Origin of the sequence: Hyphomonas jannaschiana VP2 (genome assembly GCF_000685215.1) — a bacterium.
Lineage (GTDB): Bacteria > Pseudomonadota > Alphaproteobacteria > Caulobacterales > Hyphomonadaceae > Hyphomonas > Hyphomonas jannaschiana.
In genome coordinates this window covers 330,255-355,383 of the sequence record NZ_ARYJ01000001.1, presented here as the reverse complement: position 1 = coordinate 355,383, position 25,129 = coordinate 330,255, and the positions used below count along the sequence as shown (strand labels likewise).

General features: G+C 63.2%; 24 protein-coding genes. 6 read left to right on the top strand and 18 right to left on the bottom strand.

What is annotated here, in order from left to right:
• Positions 1-5: 5 nt before the first annotated feature.
• Together HJA_RS01750 and miaA are read right to left on the bottom strand one after the other, a co-directional pair.
• Complete coding sequence (locus HJA_RS01750) at positions 6-1,778, bottom strand: acetolactate synthase 3 large subunit (protein ID WP_035577398.1); 1,773 nt, start codon at positions 1,776-1,778, stop codon at positions 6-8.
• A gap of 189 nt (positions 1,779-1,967) precedes the next feature.
• Complete coding sequence (gene miaA, locus HJA_RS01745) at positions 1,968-2,918, bottom strand: tRNA (adenosine(37)-N6)-dimethylallyltransferase MiaA (protein WP_035577396.1); 951 nt, start codon at positions 2,916-2,918, stop codon at positions 1,968-1,970.
• A gap of 71 nt (positions 2,919-2,989) precedes the next feature.
• Between miaA and serB the strand changes: the two genes are divergently transcribed.
• Complete coding sequence (gene serB, locus HJA_RS01740; protein ID WP_081814458.1) at positions 2,990-3,874, top strand: phosphoserine phosphatase SerB; 885 nt, start codon at positions 2,990-2,992, stop codon at positions 3,872-3,874.
• Positions 3,875-4,057: 183 nt separating this feature from the next.
• Positions 4,058-4,465: an ExbD/TolR family protein gene (locus HJA_RS01735; RefSeq protein WP_035577393.1), complete on the top strand. Its 408-nt coding sequence runs from the start codon at positions 4,058-4,060 to the stop codon at positions 4,463-4,465.
• Here the strand turns inward: HJA_RS01735 and HJA_RS01730 are convergent, their stop codons facing one another.
• The 5 genes from HJA_RS01730 to hflK all read right to left on the bottom strand — a co-directional run bounded on the left by HJA_RS01730 (position 4,466) and on the right by hflK (position 9,661).
• Entirely contained in the window at positions 4,466-5,824 is a 1,359-nt protein-coding gene (locus HJA_RS01730) for a caspase family protein (RefSeq protein WP_035577391.1), read from the bottom strand.
• A gap of 72 nt (positions 5,825-5,896) precedes the next feature.
• A complete protein-coding gene (locus HJA_RS01725) occupies positions 5,897-7,348 on the bottom strand; it encodes a Do family serine endopeptidase (protein WP_035577388.1) in 1,452 nt (483 codons plus the stop codon).
• Between the two features lie 83 nt (positions 7,349-7,431).
• On the bottom strand, positions 7,432-7,632 hold the full coding sequence (locus HJA_RS01720) for a DUF2065 family protein (protein ID WP_035577385.1): 201 nt from the start codon (positions 7,630-7,632) through the stop codon (positions 7,432-7,434).
• Between the two features lie 20 nt (positions 7,633-7,652).
• Positions 7,653-8,546, bottom strand: coding sequence for a protease modulator HflC (gene hflC, locus HJA_RS01715; RefSeq protein ID WP_035577383.1), 894 nt, complete (start codon positions 8,544-8,546; stop codon positions 7,653-7,655).
• Positions 8,547-8,557: 11 nt separating this feature from the next.
• Positions 8,558-9,661, bottom strand: a complete 1,104-nt coding sequence (hflK, locus tag HJA_RS01710; RefSeq protein WP_035577381.1) for an FtsH protease activity modulator HflK — start codon at positions 9,659-9,661, stop codon at positions 8,558-8,560.
• Positions 9,662-9,756: 95 nt separating this feature from the next.
• On the opposite strand from hflK, the gene HJA_RS01705 reads away from it, so the two are divergent.
• Positions 9,757-10,971 carry an Mrp/NBP35 family ATP-binding protein gene (locus HJA_RS01705; protein WP_035577379.1) on the top strand — a complete coding sequence of 405 codons (1,215 nt, stop codon included), beginning with the start codon at positions 9,757-9,759 and terminating at the stop codon, positions 10,969-10,971.
• On the opposite strand, the gene HJA_RS01700 is transcribed toward HJA_RS01705, so the two are convergent.
• The 4 genes from HJA_RS01700 to HJA_RS01685 all read right to left on the bottom strand — a co-directional run bounded on the left by HJA_RS01700 (position 10,968) and on the right by HJA_RS01685 (position 14,740).
• Entirely contained in the window at positions 10,968-12,065 is a 1,098-nt protein-coding gene (locus HJA_RS01700; protein ID WP_081814457.1) for a serine hydrolase domain-containing protein, read from the bottom strand. The genes HJA_RS01705 and HJA_RS01700 overlap by 4 nt on opposite strands.
• A 29-nt stretch (positions 12,066-12,094) precedes the next feature.
• Positions 12,095-13,171: an MBL fold metallo-hydrolase gene (locus HJA_RS01695; protein ID WP_035577375.1), complete on the bottom strand. Its 1,077-nt coding sequence runs from the start codon at positions 13,169-13,171 to the stop codon at positions 12,095-12,097.
• A gap of 25 nt (positions 13,172-13,196) precedes the next feature.
• Positions 13,197-14,105: an SMP-30/gluconolactonase/LRE family protein gene (locus tag HJA_RS01690; protein WP_035577372.1), complete on the bottom strand. Its 909-nt coding sequence runs from the start codon at positions 14,103-14,105 to the stop codon at positions 13,197-13,199.
• Between the two features lie 95 nt (positions 14,106-14,200).
• Positions 14,201-14,740 (bottom strand): dihydrofolate reductase, encoded by a 540-nt coding sequence (locus tag HJA_RS01685; RefSeq protein WP_035577370.1) that lies wholly within the window; start codon positions 14,738-14,740, stop codon positions 14,201-14,203.
• Between the two features lie 168 nt (positions 14,741-14,908).
• Between HJA_RS01685 and HJA_RS01680 the strand changes: the two genes are divergently transcribed.
• Positions 14,909-15,559 (top strand): hypothetical protein, encoded by a 651-nt coding sequence (locus HJA_RS01680; protein ID WP_241764278.1) that lies wholly within the window; start codon positions 14,909-14,911, stop codon positions 15,557-15,559.
• A gap of 6 nt (positions 15,560-15,565) precedes the next feature.
• Here HJA_RS01680 and aqpZ read toward each other — a convergent pair whose 3' ends face one another.
• Complete coding sequence (aqpZ, locus tag HJA_RS01675; RefSeq protein WP_035577363.1) at positions 15,566-16,249, bottom strand: aquaporin Z; 684 nt, start codon at positions 16,247-16,249, stop codon at positions 15,566-15,568.
• 107 nt (positions 16,250-16,356) lie between these two features.
• Positions 16,357-17,046, bottom strand: coding sequence for an SOS response-associated peptidase (locus HJA_RS01670; protein WP_035577361.1), 690 nt, complete (start codon positions 17,044-17,046; stop codon positions 16,357-16,359).
• A gap of 140 nt (positions 17,047-17,186) precedes the next feature.
• On the opposite strand from HJA_RS01670, the gene HJA_RS01665 reads away from it, so the two are divergent.
• Positions 17,187-17,534, top strand: coding sequence for a carboxymuconolactone decarboxylase family protein (locus HJA_RS01665; RefSeq protein WP_035577359.1), 348 nt, complete (start codon positions 17,187-17,189; stop codon positions 17,532-17,534).
• On the opposite strand, the gene HJA_RS01660 is transcribed toward HJA_RS01665, so the two are convergent.
• Positions 17,531-18,325, bottom strand: coding sequence for a thymidylate synthase (locus HJA_RS01660; protein ID WP_035577357.1), 795 nt, complete (start codon positions 18,323-18,325; stop codon positions 17,531-17,533). The genes HJA_RS01665 and HJA_RS01660 overlap by 4 nt on opposite strands.
• 210 nt (positions 18,326-18,535) lie before the next feature.
• Between HJA_RS01660 and HJA_RS01655 the strand changes: the two genes are divergently transcribed.
• On the top strand, positions 18,536-20,074 hold the full coding sequence (locus HJA_RS01655; RefSeq protein ID WP_081814456.1) for a pilus assembly protein TadG-related protein: 1,539 nt from the start codon (positions 18,536-18,538) through the stop codon (positions 20,072-20,074).
• Between the two features lie 98 nt (positions 20,075-20,172).
• On the opposite strand, the gene recF is transcribed toward HJA_RS01655, so the two are convergent.
• The 4 genes from recF to rpsT form a co-directional block, all read right to left on the bottom strand.
• Positions 20,173-21,288, bottom strand: coding sequence for a DNA replication/repair protein RecF (gene recF / locus HJA_RS01650; RefSeq protein WP_035577353.1), 1,116 nt, complete (start codon positions 21,286-21,288; stop codon positions 20,173-20,175).
• 49 nt (positions 21,289-21,337) lie between these two features.
• Positions 21,338-22,459 (bottom strand): DNA polymerase III subunit beta, encoded by a 1,122-nt coding sequence (dnaN, locus tag HJA_RS01645; RefSeq protein WP_035577962.1) that lies wholly within the window; start codon positions 22,457-22,459, stop codon positions 21,338-21,340.
• Between the two features lie 189 nt (positions 22,460-22,648).
• A complete protein-coding gene (locus HJA_RS01640; RefSeq protein ID WP_162177011.1) occupies positions 22,649-24,139 on the bottom strand; it encodes a DnaA ATPase domain-containing protein in 1,491 nt (496 codons plus the stop codon).
• Between the two features lie 622 nt (positions 24,140-24,761).
• Complete coding sequence (gene rpsT, locus HJA_RS01635) at positions 24,762-25,025, bottom strand: 30S ribosomal protein S20 (protein WP_035577349.1); 264 nt, start codon at positions 25,023-25,025, stop codon at positions 24,762-24,764.
• Positions 25,026-25,129 lie beyond the last annotated feature (104 nt).

The following is a 25,129-nucleotide window of genomic DNA, read 5'->3' as shown; positions in this document are numbered from 1 at the left end:
AGAAGTCAGACGAGCTTGCGCCCGGTCTCACCAATCTCGTTACCAGTTATCTGCCCGAGGATCATCTCGTTATGTGCAGAGCCCGACGGGATCATGGGCAGGCAGTTGCCGTCCTTCTCAATCCGGCAGTCGAACAGGACCGGGCCCGGATGCTCGATCATTTCCATGATCTTGTCATCCAGCAGGGCCGGATCCTCGCAGCGGATGCCGTGGGCGCCCATGGCTTCGGCCAGTTTGACGAAGTCCGGCAGGCTTTCCGAATAGGAGTGCGAATAGCGCTCGCCATGCAGCAATTCCTGCCACTGGCGCACCATGCCCATCCATTCATTGTTGAGGATGAAGACCTTCACCGGCAGGCAGAACTGCACAGCGGTCGAAAGCTCCTGCATCATCATCTGGATCGAGGCTTCGCCGGCAATGTCGATGACCAGCGCATCCGGATGAGCGCACTGGACGCCGACTGCTGCAGGCAGGCCATAGCCCATCGTGCCGAGGCCGCCGGAGGTCATCCAGTGGTTCGGTTCGTCGAAATGGAAGAACTGCGCCGCCCACATCTGGTGCTGGCCAACCTCGGTCGTGATGTAGGGATCGCGGTCCTTGGTCAGTTCGTAGAGACGTTCGATGGCGTATTGCGGCTTGATGACCTCGTCCGATGGCGCATAGGCGAAACAGTCGCGGGCGCGCCAGGCGTCGATCTCGGCCTTCCAGGGCTTCAGGTCCGGGCGCTTGCCTTTGCGGTGCTTCACGGCAGCGATCAGCGCTTCGAGGGCTGCGCCGCAGTCGGCAACGATCGGCACGTCCACCCGGACGATCTTGTTGATCGAGGAGGGGTCGATGTCGATGTGGACCTTCTTGGAGTTCGGTGAGAAGGCATCGATCCGGCCGGTCACACGGTCGTCGAAGCGGGCGCCGACGCAGATCATCAGGTCGCAATCATGCATCGCATTGTTGGCTTCGTAGCTGCCATGCATGCCCACCATGCCCAGCCAGTCCTTGTGGGAGGCGGGGAAGGCGCCGAGACCCATCAGGGTGGAGGTGACGGGGATGCCCGTCTCGGCCTGCAGCTTGCGCAGCGCTTCGCAGGCTTTCGGCCCGGAATTGATGACGCCGCCGCCTGTGTAGAAGACAGGCCGGCGGGCCATGGCGATCAGCTCCGCGACCGCCTCAATGGCTTCCGGTTGCGGCTGGGTCTTCGGCGAATAGGTCGGTTTGTGCACGCCGTCCTTGCCGGAATAGGTGCCGGTCGCGAACTGGATGTCTTTGGGAATGTCGATGACGACCGGGCCAGGGCGGCCGGACGTCGCGATGTGGAAGGCCTCATGGATCGTCCGGGCCAGCTGGTCGACATCGGTGACCAGGTAATTGTGCTTGGCGCAGCTGCGCGTGATGCCGGTCGTGTCGGCTTCCTGGAAGGCATCCGTGCCGATCAGGTGCGTCGGCACCTGGCCGGAGATGACGACCATGGGGATCGAATCCATCATCGCGTCGGTGATCGGCGTGACCATATTGGTCGCGCCGGGGCCAGAGGTGACCAGCGCCACGCCGCACTTGCCGGTGGAGCGCGCATAGCCTTCGGCCGCATGGCCTGCGCCCTGCTCATGACGCACCAGAACGTGACGTATGTCGTCTGCCGAGAATAGCGCGTCATAAATCGGCAGGACCGCGCCGCCTGGATAGCCAAACATGACTTCTACACCCTGTTCCCGGAGGGCCGTGATTACGATCTCGGCGCCGGTCATCAGGCGTGTTTCGGTCTTCTGCTTGGTTTTGACGGTCATGACTTTGCTCTGGCGTCTGGGGTTAGAAAGGAGGGTGTTTGTCCGGATTGTTTTCTGAAAAGAAAAAGGGCCCCCTTCGGAGACCCTTTTGTGCGCACACCCGCAACCGGTTCTGATGAACTCCGGCTACGGGTGCCTAATTACGAGTACCTCTGACATGCGCACGTGCGTTTCCTCCAACGACGGGGGCTAGGAATAATCTGCCTCCATCTCCCTGTCAATCTCCCTATAGAGGGCAAGAATAACCCTCATGCGGTCGCTCATTTCGGTGCCCGGAATTCTCGGCCAGAACGGGAATTGCCTGCCAATCCACGTGAATTGCCTCTTTGCATAGCGCCGTGTGTCGCGTTTTGCGTTCTCGGCGGCAAACTCGGCGCTGATCTCGCCGCGGGCAAACGCAGCCAGCCAGGGCATGCCATGGGCTTTCATGGCAGGCAGTTCGGGGTCCAGCCCCCGTTCGATCAGCGCCCGGGCCTCGGCCATCGCGCCCTGCATCAGCATGCCTTCGAAGCGCCGGTCGATCTTTGCGTAGAGCTTGGCGCGCGGCGGGGTCAGGGCAAAGCCCATCCATTCCCGGTCCAGCAGGACAGGGGGCTGGCGCTCATTATGGAAGTCCGTGATGGGCCGGCCCGTCGCCAGCCAGACCTCATAGGCGCGCGCGAGGCGTTGCCTGTCGCCGGTGCCGAGGCGCTCCGCCGTTTCCGCATCGTGCGGGGCAAGCCGGGCGCGCAGGCCTTCGGCACCTTCGGCTTCGGCAATGTCGCGGACTTCGGCGCGGATGTCTTCCGGCACAGGCGGAATGGCCGAGAGGCCCTGCGTCAGCGCCAGCAGGTACAGCCCGGTACCGCCAACGATGACGGCGCGCTTGTTCTTCTTCTGGAGCACGCGGATCTTGGCGCGGGCCTCTTCCAGCCACTGGCCGGTGGAATAGCGTTCGGCGGCGTTCACATGCCCGAACAGATGATGCGGAACACCGGCCATCTCTTCCTCGTCCGGACGGGCGGAAATGACTTTCAGGTCCCGGTAAACCTGCATGGAATCGGCATTGATCACTTCTCCGTCGAGCCGCCGGGCGACTTCGATGGCGAGCGCGGTCTTGCCGCTGGCCGTGGGGCCGTGGATCAGGATGGCCGGATGCATGCCAATAGAGGTAAGGGGTTGTCATCGAAGAGGAAACCCATGATGACGCGGGAAAACCCGGGAAATGTGCCATGAGCCTGAGGATTGTTGCCGTCGCTGCAATGGATGCGGCAAAGCTGGAAGCGGAGGTCTCGCCTGAGCTTGGGCGTGTGGCGCCGTCGCGTTCGCTTGGCAGCGTGGACGGGCTTGTCGCGCTTGAGTGGCGGGTGCCGGGCGACCAGGATGAGGCCGCCCGTCTGCGGGCCCGGCTGACCGACAAGGGGCACCCTGTCGATACGGCTGTGCTGCCTGCAGACAGCGGCCGCAAACGCCTCCTGATCTCGGACATGGATTCCACCATCATCGGCCAGGAATGCCTGGATGAGCTCGCCGATTTTGCGGGGCTCAAAGCCGAAGTCTCCGCCATTACCGAGCGTGCCATGCGCGGCGAGCTGGACTTTGAAGGCGCCCTCACAACCCGCGTCGCCATGCTGAAAGGGCTCGGCCTCGACGCGCTGGAGCAGGCCTATTCGGAGCGCATCACGCTGAACCCCGGCGCGAAGACGCTGGTCGAAACGATGAAAGCGGACGGGGCAGAAACTGTACTGGTTTCAGGCGGTTTCACCTATTTCACCTCCCGCGTGGCGGCGGCGGCAGGCTTCCACACGCACCGGGGCAATACGCTGATCGATGACGGCAAGGTGCTGACCGGGGAGGTCGGCCGGCCGATCCTTGGCCGCGAAGCCAAACTCTCGGCGCTGGACGAATTTGCCGCCGGCAAAGGGATCGGCCGGGACGACGTGATTGCGATGGGCGACGGGGCGAACGATCTCGCCATGATCAAGGCCTCGGGTCTCGGCATTGCCTATCATGCGAAGCCCGTTGTGGCCGCCGAAGCGCATGCTGCGATCGAGCACACGGACCTGCGCGCCGCGCTCTTCTTCCAGGGCTATGAGGCGAAGGACTTCGTCGGCTGAGGTGTTGGATAAGCGGCGCTTCAGACCGTGAACAACACCGTGAATACACCATATAAACACCGTGAACAGACGCTGCGCCGCCGCCTGGGGGCACACTGAAACAACGGTCGGTCATTTCAAAATTGTAATGTCATTACATCACGTGTATATTCTTCCGCAAATCAGAAAAAGAGGGAGGCCAGAATGCGAGGCAGACACCGGACCGGGGCAGGGACTGCGGAGGTGTCGATGACGCCGATGCTGGACGTGGTTTTCATCCTGCTCATTTTCTTCATGGTCACATCAACCTTCACCCGGGAAAAGGCGATCCGGCTGGAGCCGCCGGCAACCGGCACGGGGCCGTCCTCCGGCAAGGCGATGCTGATCCGGATCGGCGATGACAGCACCATCCGCGTCAATGGCCGCATGACCGACATCGGCGCCGTGCGCGCTGCCATCGAACGGGTCAAAGCCGAAACGCCGGACATCCAGGTCGCCATCGAAGCGGCCCCGAAAGCGAAGACCGGCGTGGTCACGCTGGTGCGCGATGCCGCCTATGAAGCCGGGTACACTGAAGGGGTGAGTCTCGCGCTGGCGCGTGAGGCGCTCTGATCACTGCGGGCTGACAGCGACGGGCGTGATTTCGTTCTCTTCGCAGAAATTGTAGGCCTCGTCGCCCTCATAGGCCATGCAGGGTTCTGGAATGCGCAGACCGTTCCCGCGCAGCCAGTCGCAGGACGTCCGGTCGCCGAGCGCGCAGCCGATTTGATAGCTGCTGACCTCGGCTTCCCGCCGGGCATCGAAGTCCAGACTGCCATCGGATTTGCGGAATTCGTCATTGGCGTAGCCTTGCTGGATGGCGTTTGCCAGAACCGGGCAGGCCCGGCCGAGTCCGGAAAAGCAGGCAACCCGGAAGAAAACCGCGGCCATCTCCAGCTGATCCCGCTGAGCGGAGACCTCGCCGCCATGAAGCACGGCCTCCAGCAGGGCGGGCGGGCCGCTCAGCGTGTCGTATGGGCCGTTATAGGACTTCGCCTCCTCGGTGTCTTTGAAGAGCTGGTCGACGATCCCGTCCTGCGCGGAGGGGATGAAGCTGCTGTGCGGCCAGGCCTCGATGAATTCCAGCCAGCCGGCGATCGTGTTCGTGCGCTTGGCAGTGAGGAAGGCGAGGTCTTCGCTGCCTGCGGTGGCGGGCGTCGGCGCAGGTTCGCACCCCGCAAAACAGATGTCTTCGGTCAGGCCGTCTGCCGTGAACGGCATGGCATTGCCGGGCCGGGCAGCAGCGACTTCGCGCAGGGCGAGGGTGAAGGCGCGGTCAGCCGACAGGCCTTTCTGCGGCAGGCGTTTCGACAGGGCGCGGGAGAACAGGCCGTCATCGGGCGTCGTTGCTCCGTCAGCCGTGGCAAAGGCGATATAGAGGCCTTTCTTGCGCGGGACACGGACCATGCCCTTGTCTGCCGCGCCGCCCTTGGACGAGGTGAAAGGCAGCGTGTTGCGGCAGGCATCGGAGACGATGAAGATGGCCTTGGCATCGCTGGCGGCCAGCGCATCCACGATACTGTTCACCGGCACACCCAGGATCGGCAGCTGTTCGGCGCCCGTGATCGGCGATTTGGCCGGGATCAGGTAATTCGCCCGCTGTCCGGCAGACTCGGCAGAGCCGCCATGGCCGGAATAGTAGAAGAAGCCGATGGAGTCCTCTCCTGCTGCGCGCAGGTCGGACGAGAGCTGCGCGACGGCAAGATTGATGTCCGTCTGCGTGGCATCTCTCAGCACCTTGATATGTTCTGCCGGAAAGCCCGCCTGCATCAGGCCGGCGCGCATGTTCTCCACGTCTTCATGCGGCAGGGTGAGCTGGCCGACGGTGGGCGGATAGTCTTCGTTCCCGATCAGAAGGGCATAGCGGGTTTCTGCAGATGCGGCGAAGGCAAGGCTGGCCAGACCCCACAAAACAATCAGTGCGCGCAGCATCTTTCCACCTCCCTGTCCGCCTCGGGAAGAGCCTAGACCGGGATCATGCGACTGAAAAGCGGAAGAAAAGGCCTACTTGCCGAGGTCCACGCTGAGGAACTGATCGAACCAGCCGGCTTCGCCGCGGCGTTTGACACGGATCAGCAGCGGCTCTGCCGGTGTGGCGCGGGCGGCTTTGACCTTGTCCAGCGTTTCGCTGACCGTGGCGACACGTTCGAAATTCACCTCGATGATGACATCGCCGCGCACCAGCTTGCCATAGGCCGGGCCGCGGGCGGAGACGGAAGAGACGACCACGCCATCGACGTCTTTCGGAATGCCGTAGCGGCGGCGGATGTCGTCGTCGATGCCGGTCAGGTCAGCCCCAAGATCATTGGCGCTGGCCGGCAGGTCCGGCAGCTGGGTCGCCTCGTCGCCGGTCTGTTCTTCCAGCTCGCCCATGGTGACGGTGAAGGTGCGGGCGCGGCCATCGCGCACCAGGCGCACGGGCACGTCCTTGCCGATGGGCGTGTCGGCGATCACGCGGGTCAGTTCCCGCACGCTGGCAACCGGCTGGTTGTCGAAGCTGAGGATCAGGTCACCGACTTCCAGCATGGCCTTGTCGGCCGGACCATCATCGGTGATGCGGGTAACAATCACGCCGCCCTTGCCGCTGGCCTTGTAGGCACGCACCAGGGACTCGTCCGCATCCTGAACATTGACGCCCATCCAGGAGCGGCGAATGCGGCCGGACTTGATGAGTTCGCTTGTGATCTTGTTGACGAGGTTCGACGGTACCGAGAAGCCAATGCCGACGCTGCCGCCGGTCGGCGAGATGATCGCCGTGTTCACGCCCACGACTTCGCCGCCCAGATTGAACAGCGGGCCGCCGGAATTGCCGCGGTTGATGGCCGCGTCGGTCTGGATGAAGTCATCCGACCGCCCGGCATTCAGGTCGCGGTTGCGGGCCGAGATGATGCCGGCGGAGACGGAGCCGCCAAAGCCGAACGGGTTGCCGATGGCGATCACCCAGTCGCCGACCTCGGCACTGTCGCTGTCGGCGAAGCTGACAAAAGGCAGGGGGGTGCTGGATTTGACCTTCAGCACGGCAAGGTCCGTGTCCTGGTCGCGGCCGATCAGTTCGGCGTCCAGCACGCGGCCATTGGCGAAGTTCACTTCAATCTCGTCGGCGCCTTCAATGACGTGATTATTGGTCACAACATAGCCGTCGGCGCTGATGACGAAACCGGAACCGAGCGAACCTTCGCGGCGGAAACCGTCTTCATCGCGGCCGAAGAAATCGTTGAACCGTTCCATTGGCGAGCCCTCCGGGAAGGTGGGCATGCCATCCGGCGCTACGGTCTTGGAGGTGGAAATGTTCACCACGGCCGGCATCAGCCGCTTGGACAGGTCCCGGAAACTGGCCGGGCGCTCCTTGGGGTCGATCTGGTCGAGGGTTTGCGACAGGCTCTGCTGCGCGGCGGCAGGCGCGGCCAGCGGGACGGAGACGAGAACGGCAAGGGCGGCAAGAGCCGGGAAACGCATGGGACTTCGGCTTCCTCTGCGGGCGGAATATGAAACTATTTTCACCGCAGACTATGGCGCTTTGCGGGCAAGGTGCAACAGGTTCAGCCCAAGTGAACTGCAAGCCAGATCAGCACAATGCCCACCGCGCCGCCGCCAAGGCCGGCCATGGTCAGCTCCCGCGTGCTCAGCTGGGTGACGAGGACGGCGAGCCGGCGCATGAAGTCGGGGGCGACCGCATAGGCCGCCCCTTCCAGTAAGAACCACATGCCGACACCCGCCAGCAGGATCAGTGGCAGCGTCATGGCTGAAAGACTCCTTCAGCTCAGTTGGCGTTCTTGCGCGCGGCGGCGATGAACTCGTCGCACAGGCCAAGGTTTTCCGGGCCGATCACGATCTGCGTATTGCCCTTCTTCAGCGACTGTTCGCAGGCGATCAGGGCGCGCTGGAAGCGGAAGAATTCCGGATCGCGGCCATAGGCGCTGGCATAGATCTCGTTCCGCTTGGCATCGCCTTCACCGCGGATCTCTTCCGATTTCTGGTTCGCTTCGGCGAGGATCACGGTGCGGTCGCGGTCGGCCTTGGCCTTGATGGCCTGGGCCTGCTTGTCACCATTGGCGCGGATCAGCTCGGCTTCCTGGTTCCGGGCCGCTTCCATGCGGCGGAACACGCGTTCGGACACGTCCTGCGGCAGGTCGGCCCGGCGGATGCGTACATCGATGATGTCGATGCCGCGCCCGGCGATGGAGTCCGACAGGTTCTCGCGGATCTCATCCATCAGCGTGGCCCGCTGGCCGGAGATGATCTCTTCGGGCAGCTTGTTGGCCAGCGCGTTCCGGATGGCCGTGTTGGTGAACTGCGACAGCTGGTTCTCGGCCACGCGCTGCGTCTGCAGGCGCTGGTAGAAGGCCAGCGGATCGGAGATCTGGTAACGCACGAAGGCGTCCACGATCAGCTGTTCCTGGTTGGAGGCCAGGACTTCGATGTTCGGAATGTCGAGACCGATGTTCCGGCGGTCATATTTGATGACGTTCTGGATGAACGGCATTTTGACTTTCAGGCCGGCCTGGTTCTGCCCGGGGGCGTTATAGGCAGCCTGCGCCTTACCCACCTGCAGGACGAGCGCCTGTTCGGTCTGGTTGACGATGAAAAAGCTGTTCATGCCGACGATCAGAACCCCGGCGGCGATGATAAGGGCGACAATACCAAGTCCACGCATGATGTTCGCTCCTATTGATTGCGGTTGGGGTTGACCGGCAGGTATGGCACCGCGCCGGAGTCGGAATCGAGGATCACCTTGTCGGTGTTACCCAGCACGCGTTCCATCGTCTCGAGATACATCCGCTCGCGGGTCACCTGCGGTGCCTTGCGGTATTCGTCGAGAATGGAATTGAAGCGGGCCGCTTCACCGGTCGAGTTGGCGATCACCTGCTCGCGATAGGCCTCGGCGTTCTGGATCACCTGAAGGGCCTGGCCTTCTGCACGCGGGATGATGTCGTTGGCGTACTTGTTGGCTTCCTGGATGGTTTTCTCGGCATCCTGGCCGGCATTGACCACGTCGATAAAGGCCTGGCGCACCTGCGCAGGGGCGGCCGCTTCCTGGATCTCGACGTTCTGCACCTGGATACCGGCGCGATAGTCGTTCATCAGGGCCTGCAGCTGGGTCTTCACCTGTTCGGAGATCGTGGTCCGGCCCGTGGTGATGACATCGTCGAGCTTCGACTTGCCGACCACTTCGCGCATCACGCTCTCGGCGGAGGCTTTCAGCAGCTCGCTGCCGCCATCCACGTTGAGGATGAAGTTTTCCGGATTGGCCGGATCGTAGAACCAGAAGACGCGGAAACGGACATCGACGATGTTCTCGTCGCCGGTCAGCATCAGGGCTTCATTGGAATTGTTGCCGATCTGGGTTTCCTGCTGTTTCTCGGATGGCATGATGACATGCGTCTCGATCGGGGCGGGCAGGTGGAAGTGCAGGCCGGGCGTGAAGTTCGTCTGCCACTGGCCGAAACGGAACACAGCGGCGCGCGAGCCTTCGTCCACGACGACAACGCCGGTGAACAGCCAGGCCAGCAGCGCAATACCGGCGATGACAAGGATGCCGAGCGGGCCGAAATTCGGGCCCGAGCCGCCGCCGCGACGCCGGCCGCCGCCGCCGCCATTGCCGCGCTGGCGGAAACGTTCCTGCATGCGGCGCATCTGGTCTTCGAGGTCACCCCCGCCACCACTGCCGCCGGACGGGCGCTTCCACGGGGAGTTTCCGTCACCGCCTCCGTTGTCGCCGCCTCCGCCGCCCCAAGGGCCGCTACCTTTTGTTTTATCATCCCAGGGCATGGCCCCTCCTGTTGCGCGTGTTCGCTTCCATATAGGTGCTTTGCTAATAGATGCATGCCCTTTTGAGGGGCATCAAGGGATAGAGGGTCGCGGTCATGTTCGGTTCCAAAGGGAAAACCCGGCAAAAACAGGCGGATGCCATCGTGAAGGCACTCGGCAGCCCGCCCTGGCTGGAGTCTGTCAGCGTCGACGAGACCGGCCGGGCCGTGCTGGTGATCGAGGCGGATCCTGCTGATACTGCAGTGGCGGAGGCCCTGCGGATGGACGCCGAAGGCAAGGCGGGCCTCGTACCGGGGATCAAAACCGTCTCCACCGTGCTGACGGCGGAACGCAAACAGGGCGCCGCACCGGCCCATACGCACAACCACGCCCCTGCAGGGTCAAAAGGCCGGACAGAGCTGCTGAATCTCACCCCGTCGCCGCGCCGCGTGCAGAAAGGCGCCCGTCTGTCGGATGAGGCGATGCAGCAGGGCGCCCCACAGCGCCAGCAGGGGAGCGTCGCGAAAATTCCCGGCATCTCCCGCATTCTGGTCGTCGCCAGCGCCAAGGGCGGGGTCGGCAAGTCCACCGTTTCGGTGAACCTCGCTGCCGCCCTCGCCAAGACGGGCATGAAGGTCGGCCTGCTGGACGCGGACATCTACGGGCCTTCGATTCCCACCATGCTGGGCACGCAGGGAGCGGAGCCGAAGGGCTCAGCCAACAAGAAACTGGTGCCGGTCGAGGCGCACGGGATGAAGACGCTCTCCATCGGTTACCTCTCTGATCCGGACGCGCCGATGATCTGGCGGGGGCCGATCGTCATGTCGGCGATCACGCAGATGCTGAACGATGCCGAATGGGGCACGCCGGAAGACCCGCTGGACGTGCTGGTCATCGACACGCCGCCGGGCACGGGCGATGCGCAGCTGACCATCGCCCAGAAAGTGCCGGTGACCGCCGCGCTGATCGTGACGACGCCGCAGGAAGTGGCCCTGGCGGATGTACGCCGGGGCGCGGCCATGTTCACCAAGACCGCCGTACCGGTGATCGGCCTTGTCGAAACGATGAGCTATTTCCAGGACCCGGCCGGCAACAAGCATTACCTGATGGGCCATGGCGGCGGCAAACGCATGGCCGACGCGCTCGGCCTGCCGCTGCTCGCCGAAGTGCCGATGCTGCAGGCCATCCGCGAAGGCGGTGACACCGGCGTGCCCGCGGCCATCGGCGATGAGGAAACCGCGAAGGCGTTCCACGAACTGGCCCGCAAGGTCGCCATCGGCCTCGACACGCTGGAAACCAAGGCGCCGCCGGAAATCGTGTTCGAGGACTAGTCCGCGTCTCCGAAATAGTCTGCGGCCAGTTCGGTCGCCAGGCCCAGCATGTTCTCATAGCCGGCCGTGTTGTTGTTGAGGACGACGATCACACCGTCTTCTTCCGGCAATAACAGGATCAGGCTGAGATACCCGATCAGGCGGCCATTATAGAAAATGACGCCAGTGGTCTGGCCGTCGTCAGCCGGGAGTTCCGCCACGTTCCAGGCCATCGGCGTGTCGGCATTGAAAGCCTCTGCCGCGGCCGTCTCGGAATATATCTCGCCATTGATGATGGCTTCGCCCCAGGCTTGCAGGTCGTCGACCGTGGAGACCATCGAGGCCGTGCCGCGAAACAGGACCGGGTTCACGACGGGGATGACGTCGTAGGAGCCGTCATCATTCTTCAGATAGTTCACAGCGAGGTCATCTGCGCCGTCATAGAGCTGGCTCGTCGCATCCATGCCGAGCGGGTCCAGGATCTGCGTCTGCAGCCAGGTCTCGTAATCCATGCCCGAATAGCTGTCGATCACTTTGGCGAGCAGGTAATAGTTTACGTTCGAGTACAGATAATCGCTGCCGGGCGGGAATTTCAGTTCCAGCTGCGCCAGGGTGGACAGGAAACTGTCCTCGGTGAAGGCGCGTTTCACGTCATTATCGAACCAGCCGGGAATATCGATATAGTGCGGAATGCCGGACCGGTTCTGCAGCAGGTGGCGGAGTGTGACGTCCCCGGCATAGGGGGCGTCGAAGTCCGGCAGCAGGTCAGCCAGGGTCTGGTCGAGGCTCAGCTTTCCCTCATCGACAAGTTTCAGCACCAGGGCGGCAGTGAAACTCTTGGTCATGGAGGCGATGGGGAAACGGGTTGCGGGGGTTACGCGGTCTGACGTGTCCAGCGAAGGCGGGGTGACCGCCTCGCGCAGCAGGATGTCACCATCCCGGCTGACGAGGAGCGTTCCGGAAAAGTCCAGCTCCTCCAGCAGGGCGGCGGTGCCCTCGGCGAGGACCTGCGTGCGGCCTTGCGTTTCGGCGGTCGTGTCCGGACCGGCGTGCCCGGCGCTGCAGCCGGACGCAATAAGGGTTGCGGCGATGGCCGCGATCAAAGTGTGTTTCATGAGGGCGGCAGGTAAGGAACGTTGACAGCCTAGTCCAGCCGCTTGCGCTCAATTTTGCTTGATCCGGCCGGCAGGACGAACGCCATGCCGTCTTCCCCCATGAGGATCGGGCCGTCGAAGGCTTTCTTCGTGCCTTTCAGGAAGGCGGGATAGAGGATGCGGCTCGGCTGGGCCGGGACGATATGGGTGAAGACGAGCAGGCCCGCGCCAGCCTCGCTTGCCACTTCCGCCGCCTGGATGGGGCTGGTGTGATAGTCGGGAATATCGTGCATGATCTTTTCCAGACGTTTCGCGCCGAGCGTGTCCAGCTGGTCGGCAATCTCACCGACCATTTCGTCATTCAGCGCTTCGTGCACCAGCACATCGGTGTCCCGGGCAAGATCGATCAGAGCCTGGTCCTTTTTCGTGTCGCCGGAGATGGTGACGGAGCGGCCCTTGTAATCGAACCGGTAGGCGACGGCCGGATGCACCGGGCTGTGGTCTACCGGCACGGCGGTGATGGTCAGGCCGTCCCGCTCATAGACGCGCACGGCGCCGCCATCGGTCGCGAAGGGGAAGGCTTCGGCGCCCGCGCCGGAGGGCGGCACGACATCCGCCCCGTGATGCGCGATCCGGTAGACCGCATCCTGCGCATAGGCCTCGTTGAAACCGGCCGCGATCCGTTCCACGCCTTCCGGCCCGTAGAGCGCGAGCGGCGTATCCGCCCCGCCGGCAGCCCAGTGCTGCAGCATCACTTCGCCAAGCCCGTCGATATGGTCGGAATGGAAGTGCGTCAGGAACGCCGCTTCCACCCGGCCCCAGGGCAGGGCGAACTCCCCGAATTTCCGGCCGGAGCCCGCGCCCGCATCGACGATGAAGACGCGGTTGCCGGCGGCGACGACCGTCATCGGTCCGGCGCGTTTCGGATCCGGCAGGGGGGAGCCGGTGCCGACGAGGACCACGGTCAGCCCGTCTGGCGCATCGGCCAGGGCGCTGGCGCCGACATTCTTCTTCACGGCAGACCGGAACACGGCCTCTCCGATCTGCACACTGAAGACCGTGCGGGCAACTGCTCCGGCGAGGAGCAGTGCCGCCAGAATAATGAGCGCCGTTTTCAGAATGCGCATTGTCGTGTCCCCCCGGCCTGCTGGATCAGGCGTTGAAGTTGAGCTTCAGGCCCGGTTCCGGCCATCGGCACTTGATCAGGTTTCCTGTGCCCGACAGCGTGATGTAGGCATCGCGCATGTCGTCCCCGCCAAAGGCGATATTGGTGACCAGCAGGTCCGGGAAGGCAATATGGCTGTGCTGGCCGTCCGGCGTGATCGTGGTGATGCCGCCATTCAGGATGGTTGCCACACAGACATTCCCCGCAGCCGTCATGCCGAGGCTGTCGAAATATTGCAGGCCGGGCATGGTGGCGACGACGCGTCCGCCATTCAGCGGCGAAGCCGGTTTGATGACGCCGGGGCTTTCCAGGTCGAACGCCCACATGCGGCCGGTCATCGTGTCGGCCATGTAGACGGTCTGCTCGTCCGGCGAGAGGCCGACGCCATTGGGGCTGGAATAGTGATAGTCCAGCTCTTTCGCCGCGCTGGCGCCATTGGCGAGATAATAGAGCCCGCCGAATTCGCGGTGGCGCGGGAACACCTTGCCATGGTCGGTGAAATAGAGATTGCCGGCCTTGTCGAAGACGAGGTCGTTCGGCCCTCTCAGAGGGTTGCCGTCGACCGCTTCGATGACACGCTCGACCTTGCCGGTGGCGAGGTCCACCCGTTCGATCCGGCCGCCATCATAATCCTCCGGGCAGTTGCCGGGGATCAGCATGCCGTCCATCTCGTGATATTCGAAGCCGCCATTGTTGCAGACCCAGAGCGCGCCATCCGGACCGATGGCGAGGCCGTTGGGGCCGCCGCCCGGCGTGCAGATCACTTCGGTCTTGCCGCCATCCCAGCAGCGCGTGATGCACTTCTTCTCGATTTCCACGACAATGATGGAGCCGTCGGCCATGACGACCGGGCCTTCCGGGAAGCGGAGACCGCTGGCGACTGTTTCATATTCCATGTTTTTTCCTCCCATAGACGGAGGCCACCCTAAGCGCGTGTTCGCCAAACTGCAATCTGGCAGTCAGGGTGTCAATTCTTTTCGCGTGGGCGCTGTCAGGTGCGCGGTGCGATGGCTACCTGGCGGTCCATCCGGACGATGGAGAAGGCGTGATCGTTCCCGTTCCCGGCCGGATAGGTGGCCAGCGTCTCGCGGGACCAGTCGCCTGCCTGCAGTTCCGGGAAATGGGCATCGCCTTCCGGGCTCGCATCGACTTCGGTCATGAAGATCCGGTCGACATATGGCAGGGCGAGATCATAGATCGTGGCGCCGCCGATGACGAAGACACAGCCGGCCCCCTGCCGGGTGGCAACGGCGCGGGCGGCATTTATGGCCGCCGGGAAGCTGGAATAGACCCGCGCGCCCGGGGCGTTATAGGTCCAGTCCCGGGTCATCACGATATTTTCGCGGCCCTTCAGCGGGCGTACCGGCAGGCTTTCCCATGTCTTGCGGCCCATCAGGATGGGGCAGCCCATCGTGACCTTCTTGAAGAAGGACAGATCGTCTTTCAGGCGCCATGGCAGGTCGCCTTCCTTTCCGATCACATTGTTCTTGCCGCGGGCGGCAATCAGGCAGACGTTCAGAGTGTCCGGCATGGGGCAACACCTTTGTTGCTGATTTCCTGTCGGGGTGACGGGGAGGCAGACCCCGTGCAGGTCATGTAGTGGCCATTACACCGGGGTAATGACAAGGCTTGCAACTCAGTCGCGTCTGCCAATAATGCCAGCCAACCGGGGAGCCTCGCGATTAATACTTTGATTTCAGTGCTTACCAATGGGCACGCAGAACAGCTGCTGCCTGCGCTTCTGGCGCTGGCGCTCACCTTTGGCGCGATCTGGCTGCTGAAGGGCCGCTTCTGGGCGATCATCTATGTCGCCCTGATTCCCTTCCTGAACTGGTCGTTCGGCGTCATTCCGGAGTTCCAGGTCGTCGAGCCGCACCAGAGCGCGCTCTTCCCGCATGGCGTGTCGCTCCACCCGATGACGATGGTGACAGGCATGGTGTTCGTGGTGCGCGACTTCGTTCAGCGCGAGATGCATCACCGCGTGCTGATCGTCATGGCGATGGCGGTGGCCTGGTCGTTCTACTATGCCTGGCCCGTGATCGCGCTGGCCAGCGGCGTGGCCTTCGCCATTTCCGAGGGCGTGGACTGGCTGATGTTCACCTTCACGAAATACCGGCTGTCGACGCGGATCCTGCTCTCCAGCCTGTTCGCGGCACCGGTCGACACGACCGTCTTCCTCTACGGGGCGGACCTTGCCAAACAGATCGAGCTCGGCGCCGAGCCGGGCAATTCGCTGCACATGTGGAACTGGATCGTCTTCGTGATCGGCAAGATGGTCGGGGCGGTCATCGTTTCCGCCGTCATCCGGCGGCGCGAAGACCTTGGCCTGACCGATCCTGCCGAACTCTGAAGCGGTCTAGTCCTCGCTGACGGTAAGGTTGAGCGTGGCGAGGAAGCCGGCGAGGCCTGCGCCGATCAGGGGCGCGACGATGAACAGCCAGAGCTGGGTCAGGGCTTCGCCGCCTACGAACACGGCCGGGCCGAAGCTGCGCGCCGGGTTTACCGACACGCCGGTCACCTGGATGCCGGCAATGTGGATCATGGCGAGCGTCAGGCCGATGGAGAGACCGGCAAAGCCTGCTGGCGCATTCTTCGCTGTAGAGCCGAGGATGACCACCAGGAACAGGAAGGTGGCCACGACTTCGAAGAGGAAGCCCGCCGCAAGGCTGTAGCCGCCGGGAGACCCCGCGTCATAGCCGTTCTGGCCAAGGCCGTTGATGGCGATGTCATAGCCCGGCTTGCCGCTGGCGATGAGGTAAAGCGCGCCTGCCGCGGCCAGCGCACCGGCGAACTGGGCCGCCCAATAGAGGAACATGTCCTTCATGCCGAGGCGTCCGGCCACAAAGGCGCCGAAACTGACGGCCGGATTGATATGACAGCCCGAAATCGGCCCGATGCCATAGGCCATGGCCACGATGGACAGGCCGAAGGCGAGCGCAATGCCCAGCTGGCCGACAAACTCGCCTGCAAGCACGGCCGCGCCGCACCCGAACAGGACCAGTGTGAAGGTGCCGATGAGTTCGGCGACAAAGATTTTCATTGGGTACCCTCCCAGTAAACCCGGGGCATTTTCCCCGGCGGATCGGCTGAGAGTGATCGAATTCGCCTTTTGCGGCAATCGGTTACGCGCTTGGGGCGAAAAGCCTGTCAGGCCTCTTCGATCAGGCCGGGGCCCTGATTGCGGACATTGCCGACCGCGGCGCCGACCGGCCAGGCATGCATCGCATCGGTGGGGAAGGGCTCGAACAGGTCTTCGACCTCCTTCGTGGAGGCCGTCAGCCAGCGCGTATAGTCCTGCGGGTCCAGGATCACCGGCATACGGGTGTGCAGCCCGGCCATCAGGTCGTTCGGCTTCGTCGTGATGATGGTGAAACTGTCGATTTCCGAGCCGTCGATCATGGCCCTGTCCCAGAGGCCGCCGAAACAGAACCAGCGCCGGTTGCGCAGGCCGATGGCATAGGGCGTCCTGTTGCCCTTCGGCCCGGTCCATTCATAGAAGCCGCTGGCGGGAATGAGACAGCGCCGGTGACGGAACGAGCCGCGGAACGTGTTCGACTCCTGCAGGCCTTCGGCGCGGGCATTGAAGGTGGAGAATTTCTTTTCCTTCAGCGGCTGGTGCCACCAGCTGGGGACGAGGCCCCACATGGCCGGCGCCATCTGGATCGTGCCCGCGGTCTGCGCTTCGCCCTCCGGCGTCAGGCGGATGATCGGGGCGTATTGGGTGGGCGCGATATTGTAGGCGGCTTCCGGCGGCGCGACGCCCGCTGGCGGGATCATCGACAGAACGGCGTCATACTCCGCCCAACTGATCTCATGCCTGTAGAACCGTCCGCACATGAAGCCAGCCTAGAGGCCGCCGGCGTCGCTGCCAATCGCCAACATACCCCCGCCGGACCTATCCGGTTAAACCCTTATTGAAGGGGAGACTTTAAACCGCCAGCTAGACCAGAGCACAGACAACAGGAGCGATCATGAGCATGGGTACCAAGGACTACGCCGCCATCACCGGCTCGATCAATGAAGGCATCAAGGGCCTGCGCGATACGGGCGCCGTCGAGACGCTGAACCAGTTCACCGCCATGTCGAAAGCCGCCATGACCGATGGCGCGCTCGACAAGAAGATGAAGGAGCTGATCGCACTCTCCATCGGTGTGGCAACCCATTGCGACGGCTGTATCGGCTTTCACACCAAGGCGCTGAAACGTCTCGGCGCAACGGACGAGGAAGTGTCCGAGGCGCTCGGCGTGACCGTCTATATGGGCGGCGGCCCGAGCCTCATGTACGCCGCTGACGCCTGGAACGCCTGGCAGGCGCTGAAAGACTAGACGGCCACTGGCGCCTTGATGTGGGCGTGGGCCTGATAGTTTTCGAGCTGGAAGTCTTCATACTCCCAGCCGAACAGATCGGTCTTGTCCGGGTTGAGGCGCATGGTCGGCAGGGGCAGGGGCTGGCGCGAGAGCTGCAGCTCGGCCTGCTCGACATGGTTCAGATAGAGGTGCGCGTCGCCGAAGGTGTGGATGAACTCGCCGGGCTTCAGGCCTGTGGCGCGCGCCATCATCATGGTCAGCAGGGCGTATGAGGCGATGTTGAACGGCACGCCGAGGAAGATGTCGGCCGAGCGCTGGTAGAGCTGGCAGTTCAGCTTGCCGTCCATGACATTGAACTGGAACAGGCAGTGACAGGGCGGCAGGGCCATTTCGTTGACGTCGGCCGGGTTCCAGGCAGACACGATCAGGCGGCGGGAGTTCGGATTGGTGCGGATCTCGTCCAGCACCCACTGGATCTGGTCGATCGTGCGCCCGTCCGGTGCGGCCCAGCTACGCCATTGCTTGCCATAGACCGGGCCAAGGTCGCCATGCTCGTCGGCCCACTCATCCCAGATCGAGACCTTGTTGTCCTTCAGGTACTTGATGTTCGTGTCGCCCTTCAGGAACCAGAGCAGTTCGATGATGATGGAGCGCAGGTGGAGCTTCTTGGTCGTCACCATCGGGAAGCCGTCTTCGAGGTTGAAGCGCAGCTGACGTCCGAAGACAGCCCGTGTGCCCGTGCCGGTGCGGTCGCCCCGTTCGAACCCGTTCTCCAGGGCATCGCGCAGAAGATCGAGATACTGTTGCATGGATCCGGGCTCCTCAGCTGTTCTGGCCGACCTCAAACGCACAGTTTCTAGCGCGATTCCCCTGGCGCCGTCTTCCTTGCCCGTGAGGTTCGGTTGGCATGGTTAAACGGACTTTGCCGGGGCGCCGGAAATTGGAAGCCGAAACAGAACAGCGACGCAACCCATCCGGGGCATTATCCGTCCGATTCCGGGTGGTGGAGCTGTGGAACAATGTCTCAGATGAAGAAGATTCAGGAAGTCTTAAGCCTGTATCGCCGCGATACGCGCGGCAATATCATGGTACTGATGGCGCTTGTGGTCGTGGCGATCATGGGGCTGGCTGGCCTTGCGATCGATCTGCGCTTTACGATCTCCCAGAAGGAAAAGGTCCAGTATGCGCTGGATTCGGCCGTGCTTGCGGGCGCGCTGGAGCGCCAGAAGGGCAAGACCGACGAAGAAGTGAAGGCCGAAGTCCGCGAATACGCAGGCGCCCTGATCGGCATGCAGGGGGGCGGCATGACCTGCGAGACGATCGGCGTCGTGCTGGACGATGTCAGCGAGGACATCAATGCCAATATCCGGTGTACCCAGCCCACCTTCATTTCGCAGATCCTCGGCCGCGATCATCTCGATTTCACGGTCTCCACGACGTCGACCTATTCGGTCGGCAAGGTGGATGTGGCCTTTGTCTTCGACGTCTCTGGCTCCATGAACAGCTATAACCGTCTGTCACTGCTGAAGACGGCCGCCAATGCCGCCTTCGACACGCTGCTGCCGGATGACAAGCCGGACGACAAGACAATCCGCATCGCGGTGACGACCTACAACAATTCCGTCAATGCCGGGTCCTATATCAACGATGTGACCGACGGCGTGTCGCTGGCGTCGGATGCCTCCAACCTTGCTGCCTCGGCGAATTTCAATTCGTATAATGGCAAGCGGATGTACGACTCCGCGACCGGCAAGCGCTTCTTCTACTACCAGACCGGCACCTGCCTCGATTATGGCACCTGCGATCAGTGGTCGAACTGGGACTGGGATCCGGCCCGGCGCTTCTATTCAGACGTCTCTGTGAAGGACAGCTGCGTCTATGAGCGCACCGGCAGCCAGGCGGATACCGATGCCGCCCCCGGCTCGCTTGCCTGGATCGGTGCAGCCAATCCGGAATGGTACTTCAGTTACAACGACCGCAACAAATATCGCGGCTGGCAGGAAGTCGCCTATGGCGGCGCCAATAGCAATACAGGTGCGTTCCGTAACGACTATGCGACCTGCCGCGACTCCGGCCCGGTTCCGCTCACGGACAACAAGGCCGCCCTGAAGGCGCATGTGAACAGCCTGACGGCGGGTGGCGGCACGGCAGGCCATCTCGGCATCGCCTGGGGCTGGTACCTGATTTCGCCAAACTGGAAGTCTATCTGGCCGGCGGATTCCGAGCCCTGGGCCTATGACGAGGTGAACGCCACCAAGGCCCTCATCCTGATGACTGATGGTGACTTCAACTCGCAGCACTTCTCCGCGTCCAAGAACTCGTTCCAGCAATCCATGGATCTCTGCGACCAGATGAAGGCGGCCCCGTCCAATGTGACGATTTATACGGTCGGCTTCCAGGTGCCGGACTCGGTTCAGAAGACCGGCGACGGGCGCACGATCCTCGAATACTGCGCCACCAGTCCGGCCTTCGCCTATTCGGCTGCCGACGGGGACGAGCTGCTACAAGTCTACAAGGAAATCGCCCAGTCGATCGCCGACCTGCGGATCAAGCAGTAAGGCTTCTGCGCGCTGCCGCCATCCTTCGACTTCGCTCAGGATGAGACCGTACTTTAGAAGCGCTCATGCTGAGCGAAGTCGAAGCACGGGCGCGGGCTCTAACCCTCCGCCACCACATTGCCGTCCTGCACGTGCAGGGCCTGGGCGCGGTCGCCGAAACTGTCGAACAGGAATTTCTCCGTCCCGGTCAGCCAGGCCTGGCCGCCAAGGGCGCAGATCTCGTCGAAGAGCGCGGCCCGCCGGTCCGGGTCGAGATGCGCAGCGGCCTCGTCCAGCAGCAGCAGGGGCGGCGGCCCGTCGCGCTCCGCCTTCAGCGCCGTGGCCGAGGCGAGGATCAGGCCGATCAGTAAGGCCTTCTGCTGCCCGGTCGAGGCATCCTTGGCGGGTGCCCCCGTCGGCCGGTGAATGACGGCAAGGTCTGCCCGGTGCGGGCCTTCCAGCGTGCGCCCGGCGGCCATGTCGCGGCGGCGGGAGGTGCGCCAGGTCTCGGCCAGCATCTCGAAAATGGATTTGAAATCGTCGCCCCGCATCGCGGCCTGTTCGGCCTTGCCTTCCAGCGAAATGTCCGCCTTCGGAAAATGCCCCTCCGGCCGGGCCTCGATGGCGGCTTGCAGCGACTCCAGCACATGCGCGCGGTTGATGGCGATCTCCGCGCCGCTTTCGGCGAGGCGCGTCTCGATGGCATCGGCCCAGGCCGGGTCGACATGACCGCGTTCCAGCAGGGCATTACGCTCGCGCATCGCACGCTCATACCGGCTGGAGGCGCTGGCATGCGAGGGCGTGTGGGCGAGGACCAGCCGGTCATAGAAGCGCCGCCGGTCGCTGGCACTGCCGCGGAAGACGCCGTCCATGTTCGGGGTCAGCCAGACGATGCGGACGATCTCGGCCAGCTCGGTCGCGGTGGAGGGCGCCCCATCGAGGCGGACGACGCGTTTGGAACTGCCTCCGGAATTATCCAGCGTCACGCCCACCTTGTGGCCATCGGCGAGGGAGGCAGCCACGGTCCAGCTGCCGGGCGATCCTGTGCGGGCCATGTCCGGCAATGTGGAGGAGCGCAGGCCGCGGCCCGGGCCCAGCTGGCTGACGGCTTCCAGAAGGTTCGTCTTGCCCGCGCCATTGGCGCCATAGAGGCAAACATGCCGGCCATCCAGCGGCAGGGTCAGCGACGCGTAATTGCGAAAGTCCGTGAGCGACAGTCTCGTTAAGGCGGTCATGTCGTCACGCGGCCTGCCTTCCGGCGTTCCGGCCGCTCCGTGTCAGGAATTACACGCGCAGCGGCATCAGCACGTAGCGCGCGGAGTCGTCGGACGGGTCCAGAACGAGGGCAGGGGAGGCCGGGTCATTGAACATGAATTCGGCTTCCGGCGCCTCGATCTGCCCGGCAATGTCGAGCAGGTATTTCGCGTTGAAGCCGATCTCCATCGGCTCGTCGCCATACTCGGCTTCGAGTTCCTCATTGCCGACGCCCGTTTCGGCGTGGTTCACGGCCAGCACAAGCTTGCCTTCCGACAGCGACAGCTTCACCGAGCGCGAGCGCTCTGCCGAGACGGTGGACACGCGGTCGACGGCGGCTTCGAAGGCCTTGTTGTCGATCGACAGTTTGCGCGAGTTGCCCTTCGGGATCACGCGGGCATAGTCCGGGAACGCCCCATCGATGAGTTTGGAGGTCAGCGTCGCGCGGCCGGCGCGGACGATGATCTTGGTGTCGGAGACTTCCACGTCGACCGGGCCGTCCAGCCCGTCGATCAGGCGGCGGGCCTCGCCCACAGCCTTGCGCGGCACGATCACGCCTTCGAGGCCGGCAGAGCCTTCCGGCGCTTTCGCTTCGGCCAGCGCCAGGCGGTGGCCGTCGGTGGCCACGGCGCGCAGCACCGGCTTGCCATCGGCATCGTCAGTCGTGTGCAGGAAGACGCCGTTCAGATAGTAGCGCGTTTCCTCGGTCGAGATCGCGAACCGGGTCTTGTCGATCAGGCGGACAAGATCCTTGGCGTCGAGCGCGAACTTGATCGCGCTGTCATCGGTCGTCATGGTCTGGAAATCGGAAGCCGGCAGGGTCGGCAGTTCGAAGTGCGAGCGGCCGGCCTTGATCGACAGGCGCTGGTTTTCCGGCTGCAGTTCCAGCTCCACCTCGGCGCCGGCGGGCAGTTTGCGCACCACGTCGAACAATGTGCCGGCCGGGGCCGTCACCGCGCCTTCAGCTGCCACTTTGGCCGGGGCGCTGTCGACGGCCTCGATGTCGAGATCGGTCGCCGTCAGGCGCAGTTCGCTGCCAGAGGCCTGCAGCAGCACGTTGGACAGGATCGGGATCGTGTTGCGCCGCTCGACCACGTTCTGCACGTGGGAGAGTGCGTTGAGGAGGTCGCCGCGTTCGATCGTCAGTTTCATCGTGTTTCCGTCCATCCCGGGCCAGCACTGCTGCCGTCCGTTAAACCCTGTTGCGTCTGCCTGCTGGTCTGTCCCGCCGGTACGTGCCGACGGAATCAGCCCGTCCCCAGGTAGGGAACGGGCTGAGAACACTTAAACATCCATACGAAAAAGCCAAGCGTTGATCGCGGTCGTGGCCTAATCAGTTCGTTAATGGTTGCCGGCCGCCTGCATTTCGAGGATCGCTGCAGCCACACGGGCGATGTCCGCGGCCAGTTCCTGATCCGTCGCCAGCTCCTTGGATAGCTTCCGGTGGGCGTAGAGGACGGTCGTGTGATCGCGGCGTCCGAAGGCCCGGCCGATCTGCGGGAAGGACTTATGGGTCTGCTCCCGGCACAGATACATGGCGATCTGGCGCGGATAGACGACCGAGCGCGCCTTGGACGGGCTTTCAAGGTCTGCCTTCGACACGTTGAAGACCTTCATTGCGGCTTTCTTCACCAGTTCGATCGTCGGCGCGCGCACTTCGCCTTCCATGCGGCGGATGACCCGCTCCAGCATGTCGGACGTCGGCGCCATGGTGCCGAAACCGGCCTCGGTGAAGAGGTTCCACACTGCGCCGGTCAGTTCCCGGCCGGGGCCGCGAATGCCGGTATGGATGCGCTCGATCAGGGCCTCGTCCAGAACGAATTCCGGATGCGCCTGTTCGATGTGACGGGCGAGACGGCGGATGATGTCGCGCCGCATGTCCTCGTCCGGCAGCGCCACCTCGACCACGGTGGCGCCCTTCAGCTCGCTCATCATGCGCGGGGAGAAGCCAGCCAGTTCACCTGGCGTCTTGTCGCCTGCCAGAACGACATTGCCGCCCTGACCGGTGACTTCGCGGATGTTCTGGAACAGCTCCGTCTCCGTACCCGGCTTGCCCGAGATGCGGTGCAGGTCGTCGATCAGCAGGATGGTCGCAGAGCGCAGGCGCTTTTTCAGGGCGCTGGTGTCCTTGGCCTTCACCCCGTCGGTATAGGCCGAAAGGAATTCTTCCGCGGTCAGGTAAACCACCGTCGCATCGGCATTGGTTTCCATCGCCCGTGTGCGCAGGGCCAGAAGCGTGTGCGTCTTGCCGGTGCCCTGCGGGCCGGAGATCAGGTGAACCTGTGTCCCGACCGGCTGGCCGTCGGCCACGCGCTTGGCCAGTTCCACGGAAATCGCGTTGGATTTCCCCGTCACCAGCGTGCCGAACGTCATTTCCGGTGCGCCGGAGGAGGGGCGCGCCGCGCTGGTCGCGCCGCCGTCATTTCCACCGGTTCCGTTGCCGGCGCCGCCCGCAGCCGCTTCCGGCTCCGCTTCGGCCCACGGATCCTCGGTGATGGCGCGCAGGTCCGCTCCGGCGTCCTTCCAGCACACCAGCCGGATGTCGCGCCGGGCATCGTCATGCTCCTTCCAGATACGCTGGAGGATATGGCGGTGATCGGCGGAAACGCGGTCGAAGGAAAGGCGGTCACGCGCGGTGATCACGATCTTGCCGTCAACTTCTGCGATCAGCTTCAGATCAGCGATCCATCGCTCGTAATCGGCGGTGGAGAGGACCTCCTTCAGGTGTTCCCGGACGGCCTGCCAGATAGCCTGGCCGGGAAGACTGGAGATCTTCTTGTTGGTTTTGGAATCTACGCTGGCTGGAGTGTCAAAGAGTCTGTTTCGGTCCATGCCGAGCCCCATTTTTTTGTTATTTGTTACAGCCACCAAACCGGCACGCAACACCCCTGTCCAGTCACCCGAAACTGGCCCCGAAAATACTCCGTACAGGGATGTTTATCGTTGGTAAACTCAAGGTACCGACGGGGTAGGTTAAAGACAAGTGCAACTTTTTTCGGACAGCCGTCTTTGGCGTGTTGACTCTTTCCACAGTACCCTTGTGAGGCGAAAAAAACCTATATGGCTCAATGGTTTTTTATCCTGTGCAGAGCCTGCATTTTTTTTGAAGTGAGCTTTTGCGCACAAAAGTTCACGTTTGTTCTGTCAACACGGCCTCATCAATATTGGCTGTGAAATTCGTGCGAAAATCCGGAAAAATTTTGGAACGGTTTTGAACGCGCGTGCAGATTGCGCATTCGTGCAGGGAGGGAGTGAAGAGATCTGCATAATCGCAATTCTGTAGGTTCTTCGCACATTCGTGTGACACCCGATCAGGCATCTGCTGACCATGAATTGGGCGTCCGGACAGAAAAGGCGAAATCCGGATTTCAGGCAAGAAAAACCCGCCGGGCGAGACGCCGGGCGGGTGTGTTTCTTGCCGGTGGTCCGGCCCGAATTTGTAAAGCGTCTGGCCTCAGGCCATCGACTTCACGCGGGCAGCAAGGCGCGAGACTTTGCGCGCAGAAGTGTTCTTGTGCATGACGCCTTTGGTGACGGCACGCATCAGCTCCGGCTGGGCAGCCTTGAGCGCATCTGCGGCAGCAGCCTTGTCGCCCGAAGCAATGGCTTCTTCGACCTGGCGGACGAATGTGCGAACGCGCGAACGGCGGGCCTTGTTGACCTCGGTGCGGCGCGCGATCTTGCGGACCATCTTCTTGGCGGAACGGGTATTAGCCATATCAAACTCCTGTTGCCCGAGGGGCGACCCTCAGGCTGAAGGCGCGGAGATACATAAAGGCCGATTGGGCGTCAACCGGAGAGTCCCGTCTGATGCGGGAAAAA